This is a genomic window from Sutcliffiella horikoshii (assembly GCF_002157855.1).
In the GTDB taxonomy this organism is placed as follows: domain Bacteria; phylum Bacillota; class Bacilli; order Bacillales; family Bacillaceae_I; genus Sutcliffiella_A; species Sutcliffiella_A horikoshii_C.
This window is the reverse complement of record NZ_CP020880.1, coordinates 2,555,724-2,575,554: the sequence shown is the minus strand read 5'-3', so window position 1 is coordinate 2,575,554 and position 19,831 is coordinate 2,555,724. Positions and strand designations below refer to the sequence as shown.

Here is a 19,831-nt window from a genome sequence, read left to right as displayed (position 1 = left end):
TGACAAAGAATAGCAAGAGAGGTGGCTTCATCGTCCTCCATTCGTTAGAGGGTGAAGAGGAAAGACAAAGTCCGGCCAATATTTTGAAGTATCTGGGACTGTTGGCAGTTACCCGACGTGACGGTAAGTGCATTTTTGTTCCGATAAAATTATTTCCCTCCATTACCAATACTTAGTATAAAACATATTTTTTTGGAAAAAATGTGAAGTAGGAATATGAATGGAGGTCTAAGGATGAAAAAGTTTATTACTGCAATAATTGCAATTGCTTTTACTTTTTCCGCATTTAGTCCTGTTGTAGGGGCGGAAGAAAAGAGTGTTCAACTAACGGAAAATGCGAGATCTGCTATATTGATTGAACGCGACACCGGTCAAGTGTTGTATGAAAAGAATGGACACGAAAAATTGCCCCCGGCAAGTATGACAAAAATCATGACGATGCTCCTTATTATGGAAGCTATTGATAAAGGTGAACTTACTTGGGATGAGAAAATCAGGACAAGTGAATATGCAGCCTCTATGGGAGGTTCGCAAATTTTCCTCGAGCCTGGCGAAGAAATGACTACAGATGAAATGCTTCGCGGTATTGCGATAGCTTCAGGAAACGATGCTTCTGTAGCAATGGCAGAACGTATTGCAGGATCAGAAGCTGCTTTTGTAGATAGAATGAATGCCAAAGCGAAAGAACTTGGGCTAGAAAACACACTATTCCAAAACCCAACAGGTTTACCGGCTAAGAATCATTACAGCACGGCAAACGACATGGCTGTGATGGCGAAAGAACTATTAAAGTATGAAGGCATTACTAAATATACTGGACAATATGAAGACTATCTCCGACAAGATTCAGAAAAGAAATTCTGGTTGGTCAATACAAATAAACTTGTTAGATTCTATCCTGGTGTAGATGGTTTGAAAACAGGATTTACTCAAGAAGCAAAATATTGTTTAACTGCTACTGCCAAAAAAGACAATATGCGTGTGATTGCAGTTGTTTTTGGCGCGCCAACACCGAAAGACCGAAATGCGCAGATCACGAATATGCTGGATTTTGCTTTCAGTCAATACAAAACACACCCAATGTATGAGCGAAACGTAGCGGTTGGAAGAGTAGAAATCAGTAAAGGTTCTGAAAAAGAAGTAGATGCTGTTACAAGCGAGCCAATCTCAGTGCTGACCAAAAAAGGTGAAAACACAGATGACGTGGAGAAAGAGATTACAGTAAATGAGAATGTGAAAGCACCTGTGAAAAAAGGGGATAAAGTAGGAAAGATTGTCTTGAAAAAAGGCGGAGAAATTCTTTCTGAAAGTGATCTTGTAGCTGCAAAAGACAGTAACGAAGCAAGTTGGTGGCAGCTCTTCAAACGTTCAATGGGTCACTTTTCCAAGTTAGGTTAATTTCAAATTACCACCAAAATAGAACCTGTTTTTTTAGCGAATAAACACTAGTTTTGTCTGTAGGCAGGAAAACGGAGATAGAATATAGAAATTGACTCACTGAACAAAGTTTCCACAAGGGGGAAAGTGCAGTGAGTCTTACCGTTGATTTGGAAGTCAAACAAAATGTTCTTTGCGTACGTTTAGCAGGAGAATTGGATCACCATACAGCTGAAAATTTGCGTAACCAAGCTACAGCTATAATTGAAAAACATCAGATCACTCATATTATTTTAAATTTGGAACAGTTGTCTTTCATGGACAGCTCAGGGCTCGGTGTCATTTTGGGCCGTTATAAACAGATTAAAAATAATGGGGGAGAAATGGTGGTTTGTTCTATTTCACCTGCTGTAAAGCGTCTGTTTGAAATGTCCGGGCTATTCAAAATTATCCGTTTAGAAGAAAGTGAAGAAAACGCCCTGCAAAAATTGGGGGTGGCATAATGAAAAATCACATGAACCTTCAATTTTCTGCCCTTAGCCAAAATGAATCGTTCGCAAGGGTAACTGTAGCGGCTTTCATCATGCAATTGGACCCGACCATGGATGAATTGACTGAGATCAAAACAGTCGTTTCAGAAGCAGTGACAAATGCGATCATTCATGGTTATGACAACGACCCTAACGCCACTGTTTACATCTCTGTCGAACTAGAAGACGGAGCTGTCCATATCACCATCAGGGATGAAGGTATGGGTATTGATGATGTAGAGGAAGCTAGACAGCCGTTATATACTACTAAGCCTGAGCTCGAGCGTTCTGGTATGGGGTTTACCATCATGGAAAACTTTATGGATTATGTAGAAATTCATTCATCTAGAGAAACAGGCACCTCAATCCGTATGACCAAGTATTTAGCTAAGAGCAAAGCGCTTTGTAATTAAGGAGCTAACCCTATGGATGTTGAGGTCAAGAACCAAACACAAACATACCTAAAAGATCATGAAGTAAAAGAACTGATAAAAAGAAGTCAATCTGGCGAACAAGAAGCACGCGATACAATTGTGCAAAAGAATATGAGGCTTGTCTGGTCGGTGGTTCAGCGCTTTATGAACAGAGGTTATGAACCTGACGACCTGTTTCAGATAGGCTGCATCGGTCTATTAAAATCAGTGGATAAGTTTGATCTTTCCTATGACGTAAAATTTTCCACCTACGCCGTTCCAATGATCATCGGGGAAATCCAGCGATTCATTAGGGATGACGGAAGTGTAAAGGTTAGCCGCTCGTTAAAGGAAGTAGCGAACAAGATCAGAAAAGCAAAAGATGAGTTATCCAAAAGGTATGGCAGAGTGCCGACCATTAATGAAATAGCAGAATTCTTGGAGATCACGGCGGAAGAAGTGGTCTTAGCTCAAGAGGCTGCACGTGCACCGTCCTCGATTCATGAAACTGTCTATGAAAATGATGGAGATCCTATTACGCTTTTGGATCAAATTGCTGATCATTCCGAGCATCGCTGGTTCGATAAGATTGCTTTGAAAGAAGCCATTGAAGAGCTTGATGAACGGGAGAAATTAATAGTGTATTTGCGCTACTATAAGGATCAGACACAAACGGAAGTCGCACAGCGCCTTGGTATCTCCCAGGTGCAGGTGAGTCGATTGGAAAAGAAAATATTGCAACAAATGAAAGACCGTATGGATGAATGATGTCCGTACGGTTTTTTTGTTGGAGAAAACGTGGTAATTCTTGGTGTTCTTTTTTCCTTTGCATGGTAAATCTCCCACTAATCCATACTACATATACAATATTTTTTGGCAGGATGTGTTTGGAAGATGGATAAATCACTATATGTTCGCCTTCGTCATCGGATTCAAGCTCGTCCAAATCAAATGATAAAAATTGAAGATGTCGCACAGTTGGTTGCAGGTACGGAAACATTGGATAAGGTTCGGAACATTTCTATACATCAAATTAACATGAGTGATAAATCCATCGTCGTGTTGGATGTTATACGGATAATTAAAGAGATAAGGAAAGTAGACAGCGAATTGGATATTCAAACCTTTGGACCTGCACAGACAATTGTGGAAGTGGTGTATAAGAAAAAGCGATTTCGTCCAATGTTTTTTATTGGGGTTTGGCTACTTCTTTTTCTGGGCGCTGCACTTGCTATCATGAATTTTCATGAGGATGTCAGCATGCGGATCGTCCATCAAAAGATTTTTAAAACCATCACTGGCCTTGAGGATGACAAGCCGCTTCTTCTCCAGATTCCCTATTCTATTGGTTTGGGCTTAGGGATGATTTTATTTTTCAATCATGTATTCCGTAAACGAATTAATGAAGAGCCTAGCCCCCTTGAAGTGGAAATGTTCAACTATCAGCAAGACCTTGATCAATATGTAATCATGCATGAAAACAAGGAGAGCTCGAAGAACATTGATGACGATTAATATTGTATTTGTCGTATTTCTCGGGTTGGCCGGGGGGCTTGCTGTTGGTTCAGGCTTTGTTGCGTTTCTTGCTGTGCTTGGAATCATCCCGAGGTTAACACAATTGACTAAGACAACAAAATTTGTCTATGGCTATGAATGGGGTGTGATAGGGGGGGCGTTGTTCGGAAGTTGGATTAGTTTAAACAGTGTCGCTTTTCATCTACCTTCTATTCTGGCCATACCGATTGGTTTGTTTTGTGGGGTATTTGTCGGTTTGCTTGCTGCAGCCTTGACGGAAGTGCTGAATGTATTGCCGATATTGGCAAAAAGAATTGGGGTTGACGGTCAAATGGCCATTCTTCTAATGGCCATCGTGTTCGGGAAAATAATAGGATCATTATATCACTGGTTGGTGTTTGTCAATCTATAAGGAGGCCGGTAATCATGAGTGAAAAGCTTAAAGATAATTATAAAAATAACATAAAAAAATTCCAGCCTAAACCATCTTACGTTATCAATTGCGTGAAGGCTTTTCTTGTAGGAGGGCTGATCTGTTTGATAGGGCAGGGTATCCAAAACTTTTACATGACGGTGTTTAATTTCAATGAAGAAAATGTCGGAAACCCTACGGTAGCTACTCTGATTTTAATTTCAGCCTTGCTTACAGGCGTTGGGATTTACGATAAACTTGGTCAATTTGCTGGTGCCGGTTCTGCTGTACCTGTGACCGGTTTCGCAAATTCCATGACAAGTGCGGCTATGGAACACAGAAGCGAAGGAATTGTCCTTGGAGTAGCGACAAATATGTTTAAGCTTGCAGGCAGTGTCATCGTATTTGGAGTAGTGGCGGCCTATGTAGTAGGCATGATCAGGTATTTATTAAATATGAGTTTTACTGGTTAGGGGGTAAAAATAGTGCGACTAACAGGAAAACAAAGTTGGGTTTTTGAACAACCAATTTATATTAGTTCCACAGGAACCGCCGTTGGACCTAAAGAAGCGGAAGGGCCACTCGGATCTTTATTTGATAAAACGTACGATGAGCTTCACTGCGGGGAAGATAATTGGGAACTTGCCGAAAGACGGTTGATGGAACAATCTGTTCAAACTTGTCTGGAGAAGGTGAACCTGGAATACAAGGACATTGACTTTTTTCTTGCAGGAGACTTGCTTAACCAGAATGTAACGGCTAATTATGTGGCTCGGCATCATCAAATTCCATTCCTTTGCATGTTTGGAGCTTGTTCCACCTCGATGGAAACATTAGCAGTGGGAGCAGCTCTAGTTGACGGTGGTTTTGCCAATAGGGTACTTGCCTCCACCAGCAGTCACAATGCCACTGCAGAAAGGCAGTTTCGTTATCCAACTGAATATGGAGGGCAAAAACCTGATTCCGCAACTTTCACTGTGACGGGATCTGGAACTGCACTTGTCAGCAAACAACCAAGCCCAATCCGTATTTCCTCAGCGACCATAGGAAGAGTGATAGATCTTGGCATCACAGACCCATTTGACATGGGTTCTGCCATGGCTCCTGCAGCAGCTGATACGATTCAAGCACATTTTCAAGATTTAAATGTAAATCCCGACACGTATGACCTGATTGTCACAGGTGACCTTTCAGGTGTCGGAAGTCCTATTTTAAAAGAGCTTTTAAAAGAAGAAGGCTATGATATCACCGTTAAACATAGTGATTGTGGTTTGATGATTTTCAGGCCAGATCAGGAGGTTTTTGCAGGCGGAAGCGGTTGTGGATGTTGTGCGGTCGTAACCTATGCCCATCTCATTAATGAACTAATGACCGGAATGATCAAGAAAGTCCTTGTCGTTGCCACAGGAGCACTGCTAAGCCCTACCATGATTCAGCAAAAGGAATCGATTCCAACGATCGCCCATGGCGTTGTGTTAGAGAGGGTGGGACCTTAATGGAATATCTAATAGCTTTTGTGGTTGGTGGGTTGATCTGTGTTATTGGGCAACTATTACTGGATTTTGCCAAGCTTACACCTGCACATGTGATGAGTTCGTTCGTTGTAGCTGGGGCGATCCTGGACGGTTTTGGGATATACGATAAGCTGATTGATTTTGCAGGTGCAGGTGCAACCGTCCCGATAACAAGTTTTGGTCATTCATTACTACACGGTGCGATGCACCAATCAGAGAAACATGGCTTTATCGGGATTGGGATGGGAATATTCGAGTTAACTTCTGCGGGAATTTCAGCTGCCATTCTATTTGCTTTTATCGCCGCACTTATCTTTAAACCGAAAGGGTAGATGGATGTGATTACAAAACGGGTCATCTTAATAACGGATGGAGATGTGTATGCCAAGAAAACAATACAGCTTGTTGCTAAACACTATGGTGGCAGATGTATTTCTGCTTCCTTTGGCAATCCTACCCTGCTTAGTGGGGAGGAGTTAGTGCAGCTAATATTGCAGGCGAAAAGTGAACCCGTTTTTGTAATGTTTGATGACAGCGGTTTTCTTGGGGAGGGTTCAGGTGAGCGAGCACTTCGTTATGTGGCTACTCATGAACAGATTGAAGTATTAGGCGTAATCGCCGTTGCTTCTAAGACACATCAATCGGAATGGACAAGAGTGCACGTGACGGTTGATCGTGATCTTCAAGTCTCCTCTCATGGAGTTGATAAAAGTGGAATACAGGAAATGGATATTGGAAGAATAAATGGAGATACCGTGTATTGTTTAGATGAATTGCATTTTCCGCTTATTGTCGGAATTGGCGATATAGGCAAGATGGCAAGGAGAGATGATGTAAAACGAGGAGCTCCCATTACCAGCAAAGCGGTCGAAATCATTTTAGAGAGGAATGGGTATGATGTCTCACAATGGAATGGAAAAAGTACCGATATCACCGAAGCTGACGAATAATGAAAAATTCTTTAAAGACGAAGTAGGACTTGATGTCAGCTTTGACCTTGGCGTAAGGAAGTTCACCGTACTTGGCAAGGAGTTAAATCTTTACTACGTTAACGGACTTTGTGACACGCTGTTTATAATCGAACTTATGGAAGAATTGCTTCATGTTAATGACTTTGAAAAGAAGACATATAAGGTAAAAGAGATTGTTCATAATCGGTTGGTAAACCAGCAAGTGAATAACATTGAGTATATGGATGAAGTGGTCGACCAAGTGCTCAGTGGCCTTGTTGTTATTTTGCTAGAAGGGGAACACAGCGGTTTTGTCATTGATACTCGTTCATACCCGGGACGTACTCCTGAAGAACCTGATACGGAGAAAGTGGTAAGGGGAGCAAGGGACGGATATGTAGAGAATATTATTGTTAATACGGCACTCACTCGTAGAAGAATTAGGGATGAGAGATTGCGTTATGAAATTTTCCAAGTCGGTGAACGGTCAAAAACAGACATTTGTCTGGCGTACATAAAAGATGTAGCAGACCCAGACCTGGTTGATATTGTTCGAAAAGAAACGAAAAATATCGATATTGATGGGCTGACGATGGCGGATAAAACAGTAGAAGAGTTTATTGTGAAACAAGGCTATAACCCATACCCGCTCGTACGTTACACAGAAAGGCCTGACATTGCAGCAACTCATCTGCTGGAAGGGCACGTCATTGTGATGGTAGATACTTCGCCAAGTGTCATTATTACTCCTACTACTTTCTTCCATCATGTGCAGCATGTAGAGGAATATCGACAGTCCCCGGCAGTTGGTACTTTTGTTCGCTGGGTCCGCTTTTGCGGCATTTTTGCTTCCTTGTTCCTTCTGCCACTTTGGTTTTTAATGATCTTGGAACCAAGTCTACTTCCAGAGCAAATTAGTTTTATTGGACCAAATGAAGAATCCAATATTCCTGTGGTCTTTCAAATATTTCTTGCTGATATTGGAGTGGAGTTTCTAAGACTGGCAGCGATTCATACACCTACCGCCCTTTCCACTGCGATGGGGTTAATCGCGGCAGTATTGATTGGACAAATTGCCATTGATGTAGGGCTCTTCGTACCAGAAGTTATTCTATACGTTTCGGTAGCGACAATTGGTTCGTTTACAACCCCAAGTTATGAGCTGAGTGTGGCCAATAAAATAATGCGGTTGTTGCTTTTAGTATTAGTTGCATTATTCCACGTCCCAGGATTGATTGTCGGGGGGACATTGTTAATATTATTCCTTGCTGGAACTCGTTCTTTGAATACTCCTTACTTATGGCCGTTTATCCCATTCAGTCCAAAAGCTTTGCTCATGATTCTAGTAAGGAGAAGTACACCAGGTGCTAAAATCCGTCCGAGCATCGTTCATCCGAGGAATCGTTTCAGGCAGCCTCAATAACAAACTAGTAAGAATATTCGCTTGATAGAGGCATTCATGTGTGGTAAAGTTTAGTTTAATTAAGTACAGGATGAAAGAGTTTGAAGACAGCTAAAGATTCTGTTTAGCTGTCTTTTACTTAAATTTATAAAATAGGGCTAGAACACTTCCATATTACTCTCATAGAGAATATGGTATTAGATAGAGTTGCATATAAACTAACTGCGCGAGGGGAAACGGCATATGTATTTTCACGGAACTAGTAAAGTAAACACAAAAGGACACTTAGAAATAGGGGGAGTTGACACAATTGAGCTTGCAAACGATTATGGAACTCCTCTATATGTTTATGATGTAGCACTAATTAGACAGCGTGCACGCGACTTTCAAACAACGTTTAAAAATCTTGGTGTAAAAGCACAGGTAGCATACGCAAGCAAGGCATTTTCTTCTGTTGCTATGTTCCAGCTTATAAAAGAAGAAGGCTTATCATTAGACGTCGTGTCAGGAGGCGAACTTTATACGGCACTTGTGGCCGACTTTCCGGTAGATCGCATCCACTTTCACGGCAACAACAAGAGTGTAGAAGAGCTTGAAATGGCTGTAGAAAAGCAAATTGGTTGTGTTGTTGTAGACAACTTCTTGGAATTGACTTTGCTTCAGGACATCTGTGAAAAGCATGGATATACAATGCCAATACTACTACGTGTTACTCCTGGGATTAATGCACATACACATGATTATATTTTGACAGGTCAAGAGGATTCCAAATTTGGTTTTGACCTGCAAAGCGGCCAGGCGCACGAAGCGATGAAGATCGCATCTAATGCAACTCATTTGGACTTGCTGGGTATTCACTGTCATATCGGTTCTCAAATTTTTGAAACAACAGGATTTAAGCTTGCTGCCGGCAAACTTTTTGATACATTAAAGCTATGGAACGATAAAGAAGGATTTGAAGCGCGTGTTGTAAACCTTGGCGGTGGATTCGGCATTCGCTATACGGAAGAAGACAATCCTCTTCCCGCTTCGGTGTATGTAGAGGAAATCATCACAGACGTTCAATCCTTTGTAAAAGATCATGGCTTGAAAATGCCGGAAATTTGGATTGAACCTGGTCGTTCATTGGTTGGAGATGCAGGAACTACCATCTATTCTGTAGGATCTAAAAAAGAGATTCCAAACATCAGGCATTATTTGGCAATCGATGGTGGTATGACAGATAATATCCGTCCAGCCTTATATCAAGCAAAATATGAAGCGGTACTGGCTAATAGAGTGGAAGATGAGGCAGATGACAAGGTGTCGATAGCAGGTAAATGCTGTGAATCAGGAGACATGTTAATTTGGGACCTTCCATTACCTAAAGCCAATCATGAAGACTATCTTGCGGTATTCTGTACCGGAGCATATGGCTATGCAATGGCAAACAACTATAACCGAATTACAAAGCCTGCAGTTGTTTTTGTAGAAGACGGCGAAGCTCAACTAGTCATCCGCCGCGAAACATTCGAAGACTTGGTAAGACTGGACTTACCATTTCAAGCGAAAACCAAGCTGACAAAATAAACCAATCCAACAAAAGCTCCCCCTTTTTGCCAAGGGTGGGTTTTTTTAGAGAACAGTTGATTTCCGTTCCAGGCGCTTCGCTTGCCTGCGGGCGGTCCGTGAGCCTCCTCGGCTTGCGCCGAGGCCACTGAAAAACTATAATTATTTTTGAATGAAAAACATTCAGAAATGAGATTCACAAAAAAAGGGGCAACTTTTTCTCCGAAAAGGATAAAAAGTTGCCCTATAAACGTTGTACTTTACTATTTTTCATTTATTAGTTTTAGTATTCTCTTTAGGTTGACAGCGAATATCGCTGTGGCACCTTGTACCTCCATACCTAATAGACCCGCGGAGGAGGCTGTATCATACCCGTGTCTATGCTTTAGTTCACTGTTTTTCGCTTCAATCTTATATCTGGATTTCGCCTTTTCTTTAAAACCTTCGGTATTTTGAAATTCCTCCTGCTCTTTATGTTCTGTTGATTTTATAGTAATAGAGTATGTTCTACTTTTTGCACCTTCTGTATAACAACCTTCTTTGAAAGGACAGACCTTACACTTTTCGATATCAAAGTAATAGGTTTCACGTCGGTTTTTCGCCACATTTTTCTTGCCTTGTCGTCTTAACTTAAATGCCAGGTGTCCCGCCCTACATACATACATGCCTGCATCCTTATTAAACTCAAATTCATCCTCTTTTGTACGAGTCCCTTGAATAACAGGATTTAATTTAGAGATGAGTGCTATATTATTCTCTTTTGTGTAGGAGATATTATTTTTTTCTGAGTAAGCGGTATCTCCAATGGCTGTATCAACTTCCATCCCAGCTTTTACGGTTTTCTCAATTAATTCAGGAAGGTATTTCCCATCACTTTTTTCACCTGTTGTAATAACTGCAGCTGTAATAATACGTTCTTCACTTATTGCGATATGAGTTTTAAATCCGAAAAAAGAGGAGTCAGCAGTTTTATGTCCCTTGCGAGCATCTGGATCATTGGAATAACTTATTTGTTCTGTGTAATCTTCCACAACTTCTTTCAGTATATTTAACTTCTCCCTAACTGCTGGTATAGAAGCAACTTGCGGGATTTCATCTACCGTATCAATCACTTTACGGCAATAAGCTAATTCCTCTTCGACATCATTAGATGTCGTCTTCTGTGGTAACTTTGATTTTAACGATTCGTCTATCTGGTAAATAGCTCTTCTCACATTTTTTGATTTTTCTTGTAGAAATTCAGTCGCGGACTTTTGATTGTATCGAGCTTTTGAATGGGTGGCATCTATTATTATGGTATTGGTTTTTATGATTCCTTTTTCTAATGCAATCTCAACTGTCTTCTCTATAAGCATATCTAATAATCCCACGTCTTTAAGACGGAGCTTTCGAAATTTCGTTAATGAACTTGAATCAATGACACGATCTTCTGGAGCCATCTCGAGAAAATACTTAAATGACATATCGTATTGGGATCGATCAACAACATCAACATCTGACAAATCATAAATAGATTTTAACAACAAGTATTTGAACATACGAATAGGCGGGATAGCGTTACGACCATTATCCAAACAGTATTTTGTTTTTAGTTCATCAAGAATAAAAGAGAAATCTACTAGTTCATTTATTTGACGAAGCATATTATTTTTGGGGACTACGATATCATATATCGCTGAGAATGGGCTAAGGTTAAAGGACTCTTGATTAGAAATCATTTGGATACCACCTAAAACTTTTTATAAAAATATTATAAAACAAAAAAGCAGAAGAAAGTTGTAATTTAAACATTCTTCTGCTTAATTAAGTACGAATTGTACATTCAATTTTTATCTTTTGAATGGAGCAAATGGCGTAGACTCCAGCGGGGGAAGAAGCGACATTGTTGAGACCCCGCAACGAAGTGAGAAGGCTCAAGGTCGCCCCGCGGAAAGCGAAGCCATTTGCGGAAATCAAAAGCGGTGTCTTAACAATATCTAAAATTAAGAACTTTTTCAGTGGCCTCGCTTGCGCCTGTGGGGTCTCACCTGTCCCTTCCTCCCGCGGGCGTCTGCGCGCCTTCCACTACAATCAACAAAGTTACTTCATTCACCGGAGGATTAAAAAAGCTATCTTTCTAATATATTGAAAACCAATAGTGTTTCGTACTTGTAATTTCTAGCTGTTGATTGGAGCAAAAGGCGAAGACTCCTGGGGGAGATAGCGCTAGGTGGGGACCCCCGCAGGCTTGCCGAGGAGGCTCAAGGTCGCCCCATGGAAAGCGAAGCCATTTGCGGAAATCAACAGCGTATGAGATCTACTGACGAAATAGTAGCTTTACCGGTCATCTGACTTCCTTTTCGTTTTATAATCATGTATGATTATAACTGGTTGATTTTAATTTTAGATACAAGGAGATGTTCATAATGGCAAAAACAGGATACATACTTATGGAAAACGGAGAAAAAATCGAATTCGAACTTTATCCAAACGAAGCACCAAACACAGTTGCTAACTTTGAAAAATTAGCTAACGAAGGATTCTACAACGGTGTAACATTCCACCGTGTTATCCCAGGTTTCGTAAGCCAAGGTGGAGACCCAACTGGTACTGGAGCAGGCGGTAGCGGCACTACAATCAAATGTGAAACAGAAGGTAACCCACATAAGCATGAAGCAGGAAGCCTTTCCATGGCTCACGCTGGAAGAGACACTGGTTCTAGCCAATTCTTCATCGTGCACCAGCCACAACCTCACTTAAACGGTGTTCACACTGTTTTTGGTAAAGTGACTTCTGGACTTGAAACTGCTAGAAACATGAAAAATGGCGACGTTATGGAGAAAGTAGAAGTAACAGACGCTGAATAATACTTTTAAAAGTGGGAGCAGAGATGCTCTCTCTTTTTTTACAAGAAAAGGAAGTAGGTACCTATCATGAATAAAAAGAATTGGATTTTACTAGGCGTGTTGCTCGCCATGTCCATGGTTTGGGGCATAATTTACTGGTTTTTTATCGTCTAACAAACTTATCTGAAACTTTAAATTTTACTTATCAGGAAGATATGCTAAAATAACAATGGTATACAACTTCATATGAATGTCCTTCGGGGGTGGGTGAAATTCCCTACCGGCGGTGATGAAACGATATGTTTCTTAGTCCGTGACCCGGTTTTCTTGAAAAAGAAAAGCGGTGGATCTGGTGTAACTCCAGGGCCGACAGTGAAAGTCTGGATGGGAGAAGGATTATAGATTGCAAGCAGTGAAAATTCATTTATGAACACTGTTTATTTTCCTATACGCAATTTTAATCCAACCAAACCTCTAAGGCTATATTCTTAGAGGTTTTTATTATTTTATCGATGAAGTGCAGGAGGGGGATTTGCTTTGGAGGATCAGTATTATATGAAATTTGCCATTGATCTGGCCAAACGCGCAACAGGTCAAACCTCTCCAAACCCGGTTGTGGGCAGTGTCGTAGTGAAAAATGGAGAAATTGTTGGCTTTGGTGCACACTTGCGGGCGGGAGAAGCTCACGCAGAAGTGAATGCCATTCAAATGGCAGGTGTAGATAAAGCAAATGGTTCAACCGTTTATGTAACGCTGGAACCATGTAGTCATTTTGGCAAAACGCCTCCATGTTCAGACCTTCTCATTCAATCTCAGGTTAGCAGAGTGGTTATCGCTTCCACAGATCCAAATCCATTAGTAGCAGGGAAAGGGATCGAAAAGCTTCGTAAGGCAGGTATAGAAGTGGACCTTGGGGTGTGTGAGGAAGAAGCCTTGGCATTGAATCAAGTTTTCTTTCATCATATAAAAACAGGCAAACCTTTTGTGACATTGAAAACAGCTGCGAGCCTTGACGGGAAAACAGCCACTCACACGAATGAGAGTAGGTGGATAACAGGACCTGATGCGCGCCTGGATGTTCACCAATACCGTCATCAACATGATGCGATCTTAGTGGGAGTTGGGACAGTACTTGCAGATGATCCAAGTCTGGATACAAGACTCCCAAATGGCGGAAAAAATCCGATAAGAATCATCCTTGACTCTCACCTCAGGACACCGTTGAATTCTAAGGTGTTAACAGATGGAAAGGCTCCTACATGGATTGTCACAGGCTCTAAACCGGATTTGGAGAAAGTGGCTGCTTTAGAGGAAAAAGAAGGAATAAAAGTCCTTACTCTTCCTATGGAAAAAGTAGAGGTCAACGCTCTTCTTTCTTTACTTGGCGAGGAAGGAATTACCTCTTTATTCATAGAAGGCGGGGCAACTGTTAATGGCAGTTTTCTTAAAGAGAAAGCCATTCAACAGGTAATAACGTATATCGCTCCTAAACTAATTGGTGGAAAAGGTGCTCCGACGCTTGTTGGCGGAGAGGGGTTTGCAACAATGGATGAAGTGGTGGAACTTGAAATAAAAGAGGTCACCAAAATGGGTCCAGACCTGAAGATTGTATCTGCACCGAAACTAGACGAACGGAGGTGATCTCTTGTTTACAGGAATCATTGAAGAGATAGGAACGATTAAACAAGTCATTCGAGGCGATCAAGCAATTATCCTAGAAATCGAAGCTGAGAAAGTTTTAGAGGATGTAAAACTGGGAGACAGTATAGCAGTCAATGGTGTCTGCCTTACTGTTACAACGTTTACTTCAAAACGATTTACAGTAGATGTTATGCCTGAAACGATACGTGCAACCTCGCTTAAGACATTAAATGCTGGCTCTAAGGTGAACCTAGAAAGAGCAATGATTGCAAATGGAAGATTTGGTGGGCATTTTGTCAGTGGGCATGTGGACGGAATAGGGACCATTCAAGATAAAAAAAGAATGGGCAACGCGGTCTACTATACCATCACTGTAGAGGATACTATTTCACGATATTTCATGCTTAAAGGTTCCGTAACGGTTGATGGTACAAGCCTGACCATTTTCGGAGTAACAGATAACAGCTTTACTATTTCCCTCATTCCCCACACTTTAAATGAAACAATCCTTGGTGGAAAAGGGAAAGGTGATCTTGTCAATATTGAGGTGGACATGTTGGCAAAATATATGGAACATCTTTTAAAGCAGAAGAATAGAACTCCTTCAAGTAAATCTAGTATGTCTGCATTATTTTTAGAAGAGCATGGATTTAAATAAGGTGGGTGAGAAAGATGAGTGAATTATTTAATTCGATAGAAGAAGCATTGAAAGATTTACAGCAAGGGAAAGTTATCATTGTTTGTGATGATGAGGACAGAGAGAACGAGGGAGATTTCGTTGCTTTAGCTGAAAAGGCGACACCTGCTGTAGTGAATTTTATGGCAACGCACGGTCGTGGACTGATTTGTGTTCCTGTTCAAGAAGAATTGGCTGAGAAGTTGGACCTTGTTCCAATGGTGAATCACAATACGGATTCCCATGGTACGGCCTTTACTGTCAGTATTGATCACAAGTCCACTACAACCGGCATTTCTGCATTTGAACGTTCCACTACCATACTGGAACTCTTGTCACCTGCATCTAAAGCAGGAGACTTTAAACGTCCAGGGCATATTTTCCCGCTTGTTGCAAAAAAGGGCGGGGTGTTAAGAAGAGCAGGTCATACAGAGGCAGCAGTAGACTTGGCGTTAATGAGCGGCTCCTATCCGGCAGGTGTTATCTGTGAAATTATGAACGAAGATGGATCCATGGCACGTGTACCCGAACTAAGAAAAATTGCCGACAAATTTGATTTAAAAATGATTACCATTAAAGATATGATTCAGTACCGTAACCGTAAAGACAAGTTGGTTCAACGGGAAGTGGAAATTAAACTTCCAACTGAATTCGGTGATTTCCGTGCTGTAGGCTACTCAAACGTTGTGGATGGAAAAGAACATATTGCATTGGTAAAAGGAGATATTGATCCTGAATCTCCAACACTTGTCCGCGTTCACTCTGAATGTTTGACAGGGGATGTGTTTGGTTCCAATCGATGTGATTGCGGCCCGCAACTTCATGCGGCACTTGCACAAATTGAGAAGGAAGGCAATGGCGTGCTTCTTTATATGAGACAAGAAGGAAGAGGCATTGGCTTGTTAAATAAGATGCGTGCTTATAAGTTGCAAGAAGAAGGGTACGACACCGTCGAAGCTAACGAGAAGCTCGGCTTTGGAGCGGACCTGCGGGATTACGGTATTGGAGCGCAAATTTTACGAGACCTTGGAGTATCTAAAATGAAACTTCTAACTAACAATCCTCGAAAGATTGCAGGATTGAAGGGCTACGAGTTAGAGGTAGTAGACCGCGTACCACTCCAGATGCCAACCAAAGAAGCAAATGAAAGTTACTTAAAAACCAAACATTCAAAATTAGGGCATATGTTACATTTTTAATAATAGTGAAAACGAAATTAGGAGGAACTAAACATGGCGAAAGTATTTGAAGGTAATTTAGTTGGAACAGGACTTAAAGTAGGAATCGTAGTAGGCAGATTCAATGAATTCATCACAAGCAAGCTTCTAGGCGGAGCACAAGACGCACTTAAAAGACACGGGGTAGAAGAAGAACAAGTGGACGTAGCATGGGTACCTGGTGCATTCGAAATCCCATTGGTTGCAAAAAGAATGGCCGACTCTGGTAAGTACGATGCAGTAATTACCCTTGGGACAGTTATTCGCGGATCTACACCTCACTTTGACTATGTATGTAACGAAGCGGCAAAAGGAGTATCTCAAGCTTCCATGCAATCGGGTATTCCGGTAATCTTTGGTGTACTTACAACCGAAACCATTGAACAGGCTATCGAAAGAGCAGGAACAAAAGCTGGTAACAAAGGCTGGGAAGCTGCTGCGGCTGCCATTGAGATGGCCAATTTATTACGCGAATTTTAAGATTTATTTTAAAAAGGTGTACTTTAAAGCTTTGTTTGGATAGAATGTATACGTAAGAGTAAGAAAATCTTTCAAATAGGAACATTTTTCATCTAATTTCCTATACTACTTGTAGTTATACTTATGAAAGTTTTTTCGATAATGAGGGGTAATTTATGTTAATTCGTTATAAGAAGAGCTTTGAGAAAATTGCTATGGGTCTTATGTCCTTTATGCCAACTGAAAAAGAGCTGAAGAAATTACAGCAATCGATGAGAGACTACGAAGAGAAAGAAAACTGGCAGCTTTTCCTTTGGAAGGAAGACGATATTATCGGATTGATTGGTATCGAGTTGGAAGAGGAAAGCTTCACCATTCAACATATCAGTGTCATCCCTTCCCACCGTGGGCAAGGATTTGGTAAAAGAATGGTTGTAGCGCTCACGCAAACTTATCCAAACAAAGCAGTCAAAACAACCCAATATACTACTGCATTTATTGAAAAATGTGATTTAAATGAAAATGAATGCAGTGAATAACTGCATATATGAGAAAAACGACGGCTTTCTTTGTGAAAGCACGTCGTTTTTGTGTTGTGGAGGTGTTTTTTTGTCTATCATACAGGTCCGGAAAGTCCGATGAAATAAAATACGAGCGGAACTAGAGCAAATACTGTCCAAAAAATGAAAATACGAGCCGAAATGCACTAAATACATTCCGTTCGGCAATAAAAGTCAAATTTCGACACCGCCTCTCCGGCTCATGTTCATTCCCACTCTCGTCCTATCCCTTCCTCCGCAATTCCAGCTGTCTCTGTCGTTCCTCAATTACATCAGATCGGTCGCGCAAAGTATGCCTATTCACCAATGAACCATCAAGCAAATCACTGGATGCTCCCCATACTTTACTCGCGCTCTGAGCCATAGCATCACAAGAAAGCTGCAGCTCAGGGTCTGCTATCGGTAAATTCATGCTCGCATAGGGTTCTTGATTGGTCACACAATCTATCCGCTCTTCTAGAATTTTAACCAACCGCCCACTATCAAGCCCCAACGCATTAATCGCTGCCGACTCCTTGCCGATAATCCGACAGGCATTTCGAAGCATCCGCAATGCTCCCCTTAAATTCCCCCTGCGATGATGGTAAAGGCCAACTGCTATTTGGATGAGGCCGACCCAATGAATTTCGCGCTCACCCGCATCTTTTTCTTTCCAATATTCTTCAAGTACTTCATGGCATTCAAAATAATCTCTATCACAATGAAAATGATATAAATAATCAAGGTAAGCTTTTGGATACAAAGGATTTCCTCCTTAATACAATTCTAATAATATTTTAACATAATCATGAAAACCCTATAAAATCTTGCCGCAATACTCTATACTATTGTATAGTTTGATGTTTATGTTAGGTGGATGAATGATTGTGCAGGAATACAATGTGAAAGTAGAGGCCTTTGAAGGCCCTTTGGATTTATTATTACATTTAATTAACAGGTTGGAAATTGATATATATGATATACCCGTTGCTCAAATTACCGAGCAATACTTATTATACATACATACGATGAAAGAACTTCAGTTAGATGTTGCAAGTGAGTATCTTGTCATGGCGGCGACCCTTATTGAAATTAAAAGCAAAATGTTGCTTCCGAAGAATGATGAGGAAATCTTAGACGAGGAAGATGAATTTACCGAATTTGAAGAGGATCCTCGAGAAGAATTAATGAATCGTCTAATTGAGTATAGAAAATATAAAGAGGCGGCGGATGATTTAAAAGAAATGGAAGAAGAACGAAGCCATCTCTTCACGAAGCCACCAAGTGATTTGAGTGGGCTCATGAAGGAAGTAAAGCCAGAAGAAGTCAAACTCGATGTTTCCTTATATGATATGCTCGGTGCATTGCAGAAACTAATGCGTAGGAAAAAAATACAGAAACCGATGCAAACGAGGATTACACGCCAGGAGATTCCGATAGAGAAGAGAATGGAAGAACTGATCCAGGATTTGCGTCAATTCAAGGGACGCAAGCATTTTTATGAGCTATTCCCAGAATCAAGCAAAGAGTATATTGTGGTGACATTTTTGGCAATACTTGAGCTTTTGAAAAAGAACAGTATTCTTTTGGAACAGGATAACAATTTCTCGGATATATATGTGTCTTATAAGGAAGGAGAAAACGAAGAAAGTGGCTATTATTAATTGGAAAGCGATTGTAGAAAGCCTCCTTTTTGCAGCAGGAGACGAAGGCCTCACACTTAAGGAACTTACAAATGTTCTAGAAGTTGAGGAACATGTCGCAATGGATATTTTAGATGAGTTGAAAAAAGGTTATCAAAAGAAAGAGAGGGGAATCACCCTCATAGAACTTGCAGGAACGTATCAATTGACTACTAAAAAAGAGCATTCTGTTTATCTGAAAAAGCTGGTAGAATCGCCTTCTTCCCAAACACTTTCACAAGCAGCACTCGAAACATTAGCGATAGTTGCATATAAGCAGCCGATTACGCGGACGGAAGTAGAGAGTATTCGTGGTGTGAAAAGTGAAAGGCCGCTACAAACATTGGCAGCAAAGGCCTTAGTGAAAGAAGTCGGCAGGGCGGAAGGAACAGGAAGGGCCATTCTTTATGGAACGACCAAGGAATTCCTTGATTATTTCGGGCTGAAAGATATAAAAGAACTGCCGCCGCTATCTGTAAATATGGAAGAAACGGATGAAGAAGCCGATCTGTTCTTTGAAAAGTTTCAAGAAACATTTGAATCTTAAGATTATTTAATCCTCTTATGGTAAAATAGTAGTATGGGAGGCTATTAATAGAAAGCCCCTATGACAGATTAGCAGGTAGGAGTGACTGTATGCGTATAATAAATTGTAGAGGGTATGAATTAGAAAAGGCGCAACCCAATACTTCTGAGGATTTTTTCAACCGCTCTGAAGTGACTTTTGAAGATGATGGGCAAGAAAAAACATTACATGTACTGTATATTCGGTATTATGATGAAAACTTTTCGGAGTACATCCCAACTCTGAGTGGACAGACAGATCCTATTTTCGAGATTGGTGAAAAGAACATTACCTTTAAAGATTTGGTAGCCATTACTTGTTTAATTAAAAACCCAAGTTTTCGTCAAAGAAAACGAATCTATATTAATACGCCAGAGGAGCTTGCGGGTTATTTTGAAGGAGTGAATATTCCTAAAGTAAGAGAGATCTTTGAAGGCCTTCACAATCAAGGTACCTATAAACTTTCCTCGCCACTTCAATTTTTAGCGCAACCTTCTTAATGAAGTAGGCCAAGCTTAAAGTACATTCTAGCATTACTAGTAATACTTTTATCTCTAGAAACGTAA

General features: G+C 40.8%; 23 protein-coding genes and 1 riboswitch. Of the genes, 21 read left to right on the top strand and 2 right to left on the bottom strand.

Annotated features, from left to right (window positions below; all coding sequences use genetic code 11):
• The first annotated feature begins 234 nt into the window (after positions 1 to 234).
• The 12 genes from B4U37_RS13265 to lysA all read left to right on the top strand — a co-directional run bounded on the left by B4U37_RS13265 (position 235) and on the right by lysA (position 9,682).
• Entirely contained in the window at positions 235 to 1,398 is a 1,164-nt protein-coding gene (locus B4U37_RS13265; protein ID WP_088018613.1) for a D-alanyl-D-alanine carboxypeptidase family protein, read from the top strand.
• A 131-nt stretch (positions 1,399 to 1,529) separates the two neighbouring features.
• Positions 1,530 to 1,880 (top strand): anti-sigma F factor antagonist, encoded by a 351-nt coding sequence (spoIIAA, locus tag B4U37_RS13260; RefSeq protein ID WP_060667032.1) that lies wholly within the window; start codon positions 1,530 to 1,532, stop codon positions 1,878 to 1,880.
• The gene (spoIIAB, locus tag B4U37_RS13255; RefSeq protein ID WP_010194390.1) at positions 1,880 to 2,320 is read left to right on the top strand and encodes an anti-sigma F factor; all 441 of its coding nucleotides are present in this window, start codon (positions 1,880 to 1,882) and stop codon (positions 2,318 to 2,320) included. Before spoIIAA ends, spoIIAB begins: the two co-directional genes overlap by 1 nt.
• 12 nt (positions 2,321 to 2,332) lie before the next feature.
• On the top strand, positions 2,333 to 3,088 hold the full coding sequence (sigF, locus tag B4U37_RS13250; RefSeq protein WP_010194391.1) for an RNA polymerase sporulation sigma factor SigF: 756 nt from the start codon (positions 2,333 to 2,335) through the stop codon (positions 3,086 to 3,088).
• Positions 3,089 to 3,214: 126 nt separating this feature from the next.
• Complete coding sequence (locus B4U37_RS13245) at positions 3,215 to 3,835, top strand: stage V sporulation protein AA (protein ID WP_088018612.1); 621 nt, start codon at positions 3,215 to 3,217, stop codon at positions 3,833 to 3,835.
• Positions 3,825 to 4,247, top strand: a complete 423-nt coding sequence (locus B4U37_RS13240) for a stage V sporulation protein AB (RefSeq protein WP_088018611.1) — start codon at positions 3,825 to 3,827, stop codon at positions 4,245 to 4,247. The genes B4U37_RS13245 and B4U37_RS13240 overlap by 11 nt, the downstream gene beginning before the upstream one ends.
• A gap of 14 nt (positions 4,248 to 4,261) precedes the next feature.
• Entirely contained in the window at positions 4,262 to 4,720 is a 459-nt protein-coding gene (gene spoVAC / locus B4U37_RS13235) for a stage V sporulation protein AC (RefSeq protein WP_088018610.1), read from the top strand.
• A gap of 12 nt (positions 4,721 to 4,732) precedes the next feature.
• Positions 4,733 to 5,743 (top strand): stage V sporulation protein AD, encoded by a 1,011-nt coding sequence (gene spoVAD, locus B4U37_RS13230; RefSeq protein ID WP_088018609.1) that lies wholly within the window; start codon positions 4,733 to 4,735, stop codon positions 5,741 to 5,743.
• Positions 5,743 to 6,093 (top strand): stage V sporulation protein AE, encoded by a 351-nt coding sequence (gene spoVAE, locus B4U37_RS13225; protein ID WP_010194401.1) that lies wholly within the window; start codon positions 5,743 to 5,745, stop codon positions 6,091 to 6,093. Before spoVAD ends, spoVAE begins: the two co-directional genes overlap by 1 nt.
• Entirely contained in the window at positions 6,094 to 6,711 is a 618-nt protein-coding gene (gene spoVAEA, locus B4U37_RS13220; RefSeq protein WP_280524609.1) for a stage V sporulation protein SpoVABEA, read from the top strand.
• Positions 6,674 to 8,134, top strand: coding sequence for a spore germination protein (locus B4U37_RS13215; protein ID WP_425444081.1), 1,461 nt, complete (start codon positions 6,674 to 6,676; stop codon positions 8,132 to 8,134). Before spoVAEA ends, B4U37_RS13215 begins: the two co-directional genes overlap by 38 nt.
• Before the next feature lie 222 nt (positions 8,135 to 8,356).
• On the top strand, positions 8,357 to 9,682 hold the full coding sequence (lysA, locus tag B4U37_RS13210) for a diaminopimelate decarboxylase (RefSeq protein ID WP_088018608.1): 1,326 nt from the start codon (positions 8,357 to 8,359) through the stop codon (positions 9,680 to 9,682).
• A 242-nt stretch (positions 9,683 to 9,924) separates the two neighbouring features.
• Here lysA and B4U37_RS13200 read toward each other — a convergent pair whose 3' ends face one another.
• The gene (locus B4U37_RS13200; protein ID WP_088018488.1) at positions 9,925 to 11,379 is read right to left on the bottom strand and encodes an IS1182 family transposase; all 1,455 of its coding nucleotides are present in this window, start codon (positions 11,377 to 11,379) and stop codon (positions 9,925 to 9,927) included.
• 687 nt (positions 11,380 to 12,066) lie between these two features.
• Between B4U37_RS13200 and B4U37_RS13190 the strand changes: the two genes are divergently transcribed.
• The 6 genes from B4U37_RS13190 (at position 12,067) to B4U37_RS13165 (ending at position 17,018) form a co-directional block, all read left to right on the top strand.
• A complete protein-coding gene (locus tag B4U37_RS13190) occupies positions 12,067 to 12,507 on the top strand; it encodes a peptidylprolyl isomerase (RefSeq protein ID WP_060667024.1) in 441 nt (146 codons plus the stop codon).
• Between the two features lie 228 nt (positions 12,508 to 12,735).
• A riboswitch (FMN riboswitch) is annotated at positions 12,736 to 12,886 on the top strand.
• A 137-nt stretch (positions 12,887 to 13,023) separates the two neighbouring features.
• Positions 13,024 to 14,127, top strand: a complete 1,104-nt coding sequence (ribD, locus tag B4U37_RS13185) for a bifunctional diaminohydroxyphosphoribosylaminopyrimidine deaminase/5-amino-6-(5-phosphoribosylamino)uracil reductase RibD (RefSeq protein ID WP_198317025.1) — start codon at positions 13,024 to 13,026, stop codon at positions 14,125 to 14,127.
• 4 nt (positions 14,128 to 14,131) lie between these two features.
• Positions 14,132 to 14,785 (top strand): riboflavin synthase, encoded by a 654-nt coding sequence (gene ribE / locus B4U37_RS13180; protein ID WP_088018605.1) that lies wholly within the window; start codon positions 14,132 to 14,134, stop codon positions 14,783 to 14,785.
• A gap of 14 nt (positions 14,786 to 14,799) precedes the next feature.
• Positions 14,800 to 16,002 carry a bifunctional 3,4-dihydroxy-2-butanone-4-phosphate synthase/GTP cyclohydrolase II gene (locus B4U37_RS13175; RefSeq protein WP_088018604.1) on the top strand — a complete coding sequence of 401 codons (1,203 nt, stop codon included), beginning with the start codon at positions 14,800 to 14,802 and terminating at the stop codon, positions 16,000 to 16,002.
• Positions 16,003 to 16,035: 33 nt separating this feature from the next.
• Positions 16,036 to 16,500: a 6,7-dimethyl-8-ribityllumazine synthase gene (gene ribH, locus B4U37_RS13170; RefSeq protein WP_010194425.1), complete on the top strand. Its 465-nt coding sequence runs from the start codon at positions 16,036 to 16,038 to the stop codon at positions 16,498 to 16,500.
• A 155-nt stretch (positions 16,501 to 16,655) separates the two neighbouring features.
• On the top strand, positions 16,656 to 17,018 hold the full coding sequence (locus B4U37_RS13165; RefSeq protein WP_010194428.1) for a GNAT family N-acetyltransferase: 363 nt from the start codon (positions 16,656 to 16,658) through the stop codon (positions 17,016 to 17,018).
• 244 nt (positions 17,019 to 17,262) lie between these two features.
• Here B4U37_RS13165 and B4U37_RS13160 read toward each other — a convergent pair whose 3' ends face one another.
• Entirely contained in the window at positions 17,263 to 17,781 is a 519-nt protein-coding gene (locus tag B4U37_RS13160) for a DUF309 domain-containing protein (protein WP_088018603.1), read from the bottom strand.
• 118 nt (positions 17,782 to 17,899) lie between these two features.
• Here B4U37_RS13160 and B4U37_RS13155 point away from each other — a divergent pair, with 118 nt between their 5' ends.
• From B4U37_RS13155 to B4U37_RS13145, 3 genes are all read left to right on the top strand, one after another.
• Positions 17,900 to 18,682, top strand: coding sequence for a segregation/condensation protein A (locus B4U37_RS13155; RefSeq protein WP_088018602.1), 783 nt, complete (start codon positions 17,900 to 17,902; stop codon positions 18,680 to 18,682).
• Positions 18,669 to 19,247, top strand: a complete 579-nt coding sequence (scpB, locus tag B4U37_RS13150; protein WP_088018601.1) for an SMC-Scp complex subunit ScpB — start codon at positions 18,669 to 18,671, stop codon at positions 19,245 to 19,247. Before B4U37_RS13155 ends, scpB begins: the two co-directional genes overlap by 14 nt.
• A gap of 89 nt (positions 19,248 to 19,336) precedes the next feature.
• Positions 19,337 to 19,765 (top strand): hypothetical protein, encoded by a 429-nt coding sequence (locus tag B4U37_RS13145; protein WP_088018600.1) that lies wholly within the window; start codon positions 19,337 to 19,339, stop codon positions 19,763 to 19,765.
• The last annotated feature ends 66 nt before the right edge of the window (positions 19,766 to 19,831 follow it).

Coding starts and splice junctions, on each gene's coding strand:
- B4U37_RS13155 (WP_088018602.1), top strand. CDS start 17,900: ATGATTGTGCAGGAATACAATGTGAAAGTAGAGGCCTTTGAAGGCCCT.
- B4U37_RS13240 (WP_088018611.1), top strand. CDS start 3,825: ATGACGATTAATATTGTATTTGTCGTATTTCTCGGGTTGGCCGGGGGG.
- spoVAEA (WP_280524609.1), top strand. CDS start 6,094: ATGGATGTGATTACAAAACGGGTCATCTTAATAACGGATGGAGATGTG.
- B4U37_RS13265 (WP_088018613.1), top strand. CDS start 235: ATGAAAAAGTTTATTACTGCAATAATTGCAATTGCTTTTACTTTTTCC.
- sigF (WP_010194391.1), top strand. CDS start 2,333: ATGGATGTTGAGGTCAAGAACCAAACACAAACATACCTAAAAGATCAT.
- spoVAE (WP_010194401.1), top strand. CDS start 5,743: ATGGAATATCTAATAGCTTTTGTGGTTGGTGGGTTGATCTGTGTTATT.
- B4U37_RS13145 (WP_088018600.1), top strand. CDS start 19,337: ATGCGTATAATAAATTGTAGAGGGTATGAATTAGAAAAGGCGCAACCC.
- B4U37_RS13215 (WP_425444081.1), top strand. CDS start 6,674: ATGGAAAAAGTACCGATATCACCGAAGCTGACGAATAATGAAAAATTC.
- spoIIAB (WP_010194390.1), top strand. CDS start 1,880: ATGAAAAATCACATGAACCTTCAATTTTCTGCCCTTAGCCAAAATGAA.
- ribH (WP_010194425.1), top strand. CDS start 16,036: ATGGCGAAAGTATTTGAAGGTAATTTAGTTGGAACAGGACTTAAAGTA.
- B4U37_RS13175 (WP_088018604.1), top strand. CDS start 14,800: ATGAGTGAATTATTTAATTCGATAGAAGAAGCATTGAAAGATTTACAG.
- B4U37_RS13190 (WP_060667024.1), top strand. CDS start 12,067: ATGGCAAAAACAGGATACATACTTATGGAAAACGGAGAAAAAATCGAA.
- lysA (WP_088018608.1), top strand. CDS start 8,357: ATGTATTTTCACGGAACTAGTAAAGTAAACACAAAAGGACACTTAGAA.
- B4U37_RS13245 (WP_088018612.1), top strand. CDS start 3,215: ATGGATAAATCACTATATGTTCGCCTTCGTCATCGGATTCAAGCTCGT.
- B4U37_RS13165 (WP_010194428.1), top strand. CDS start 16,656: ATGTTAATTCGTTATAAGAAGAGCTTTGAGAAAATTGCTATGGGTCTT.
- spoVAC (WP_088018610.1), top strand. CDS start 4,262: ATGAGTGAAAAGCTTAAAGATAATTATAAAAATAACATAAAAAAATTC.
- B4U37_RS13200 (WP_088018488.1), bottom strand. CDS start 11,379: ATGATTTCTAATCAAGAGTCCTTTAACCTTAGCCCATTCTCAGCGATA.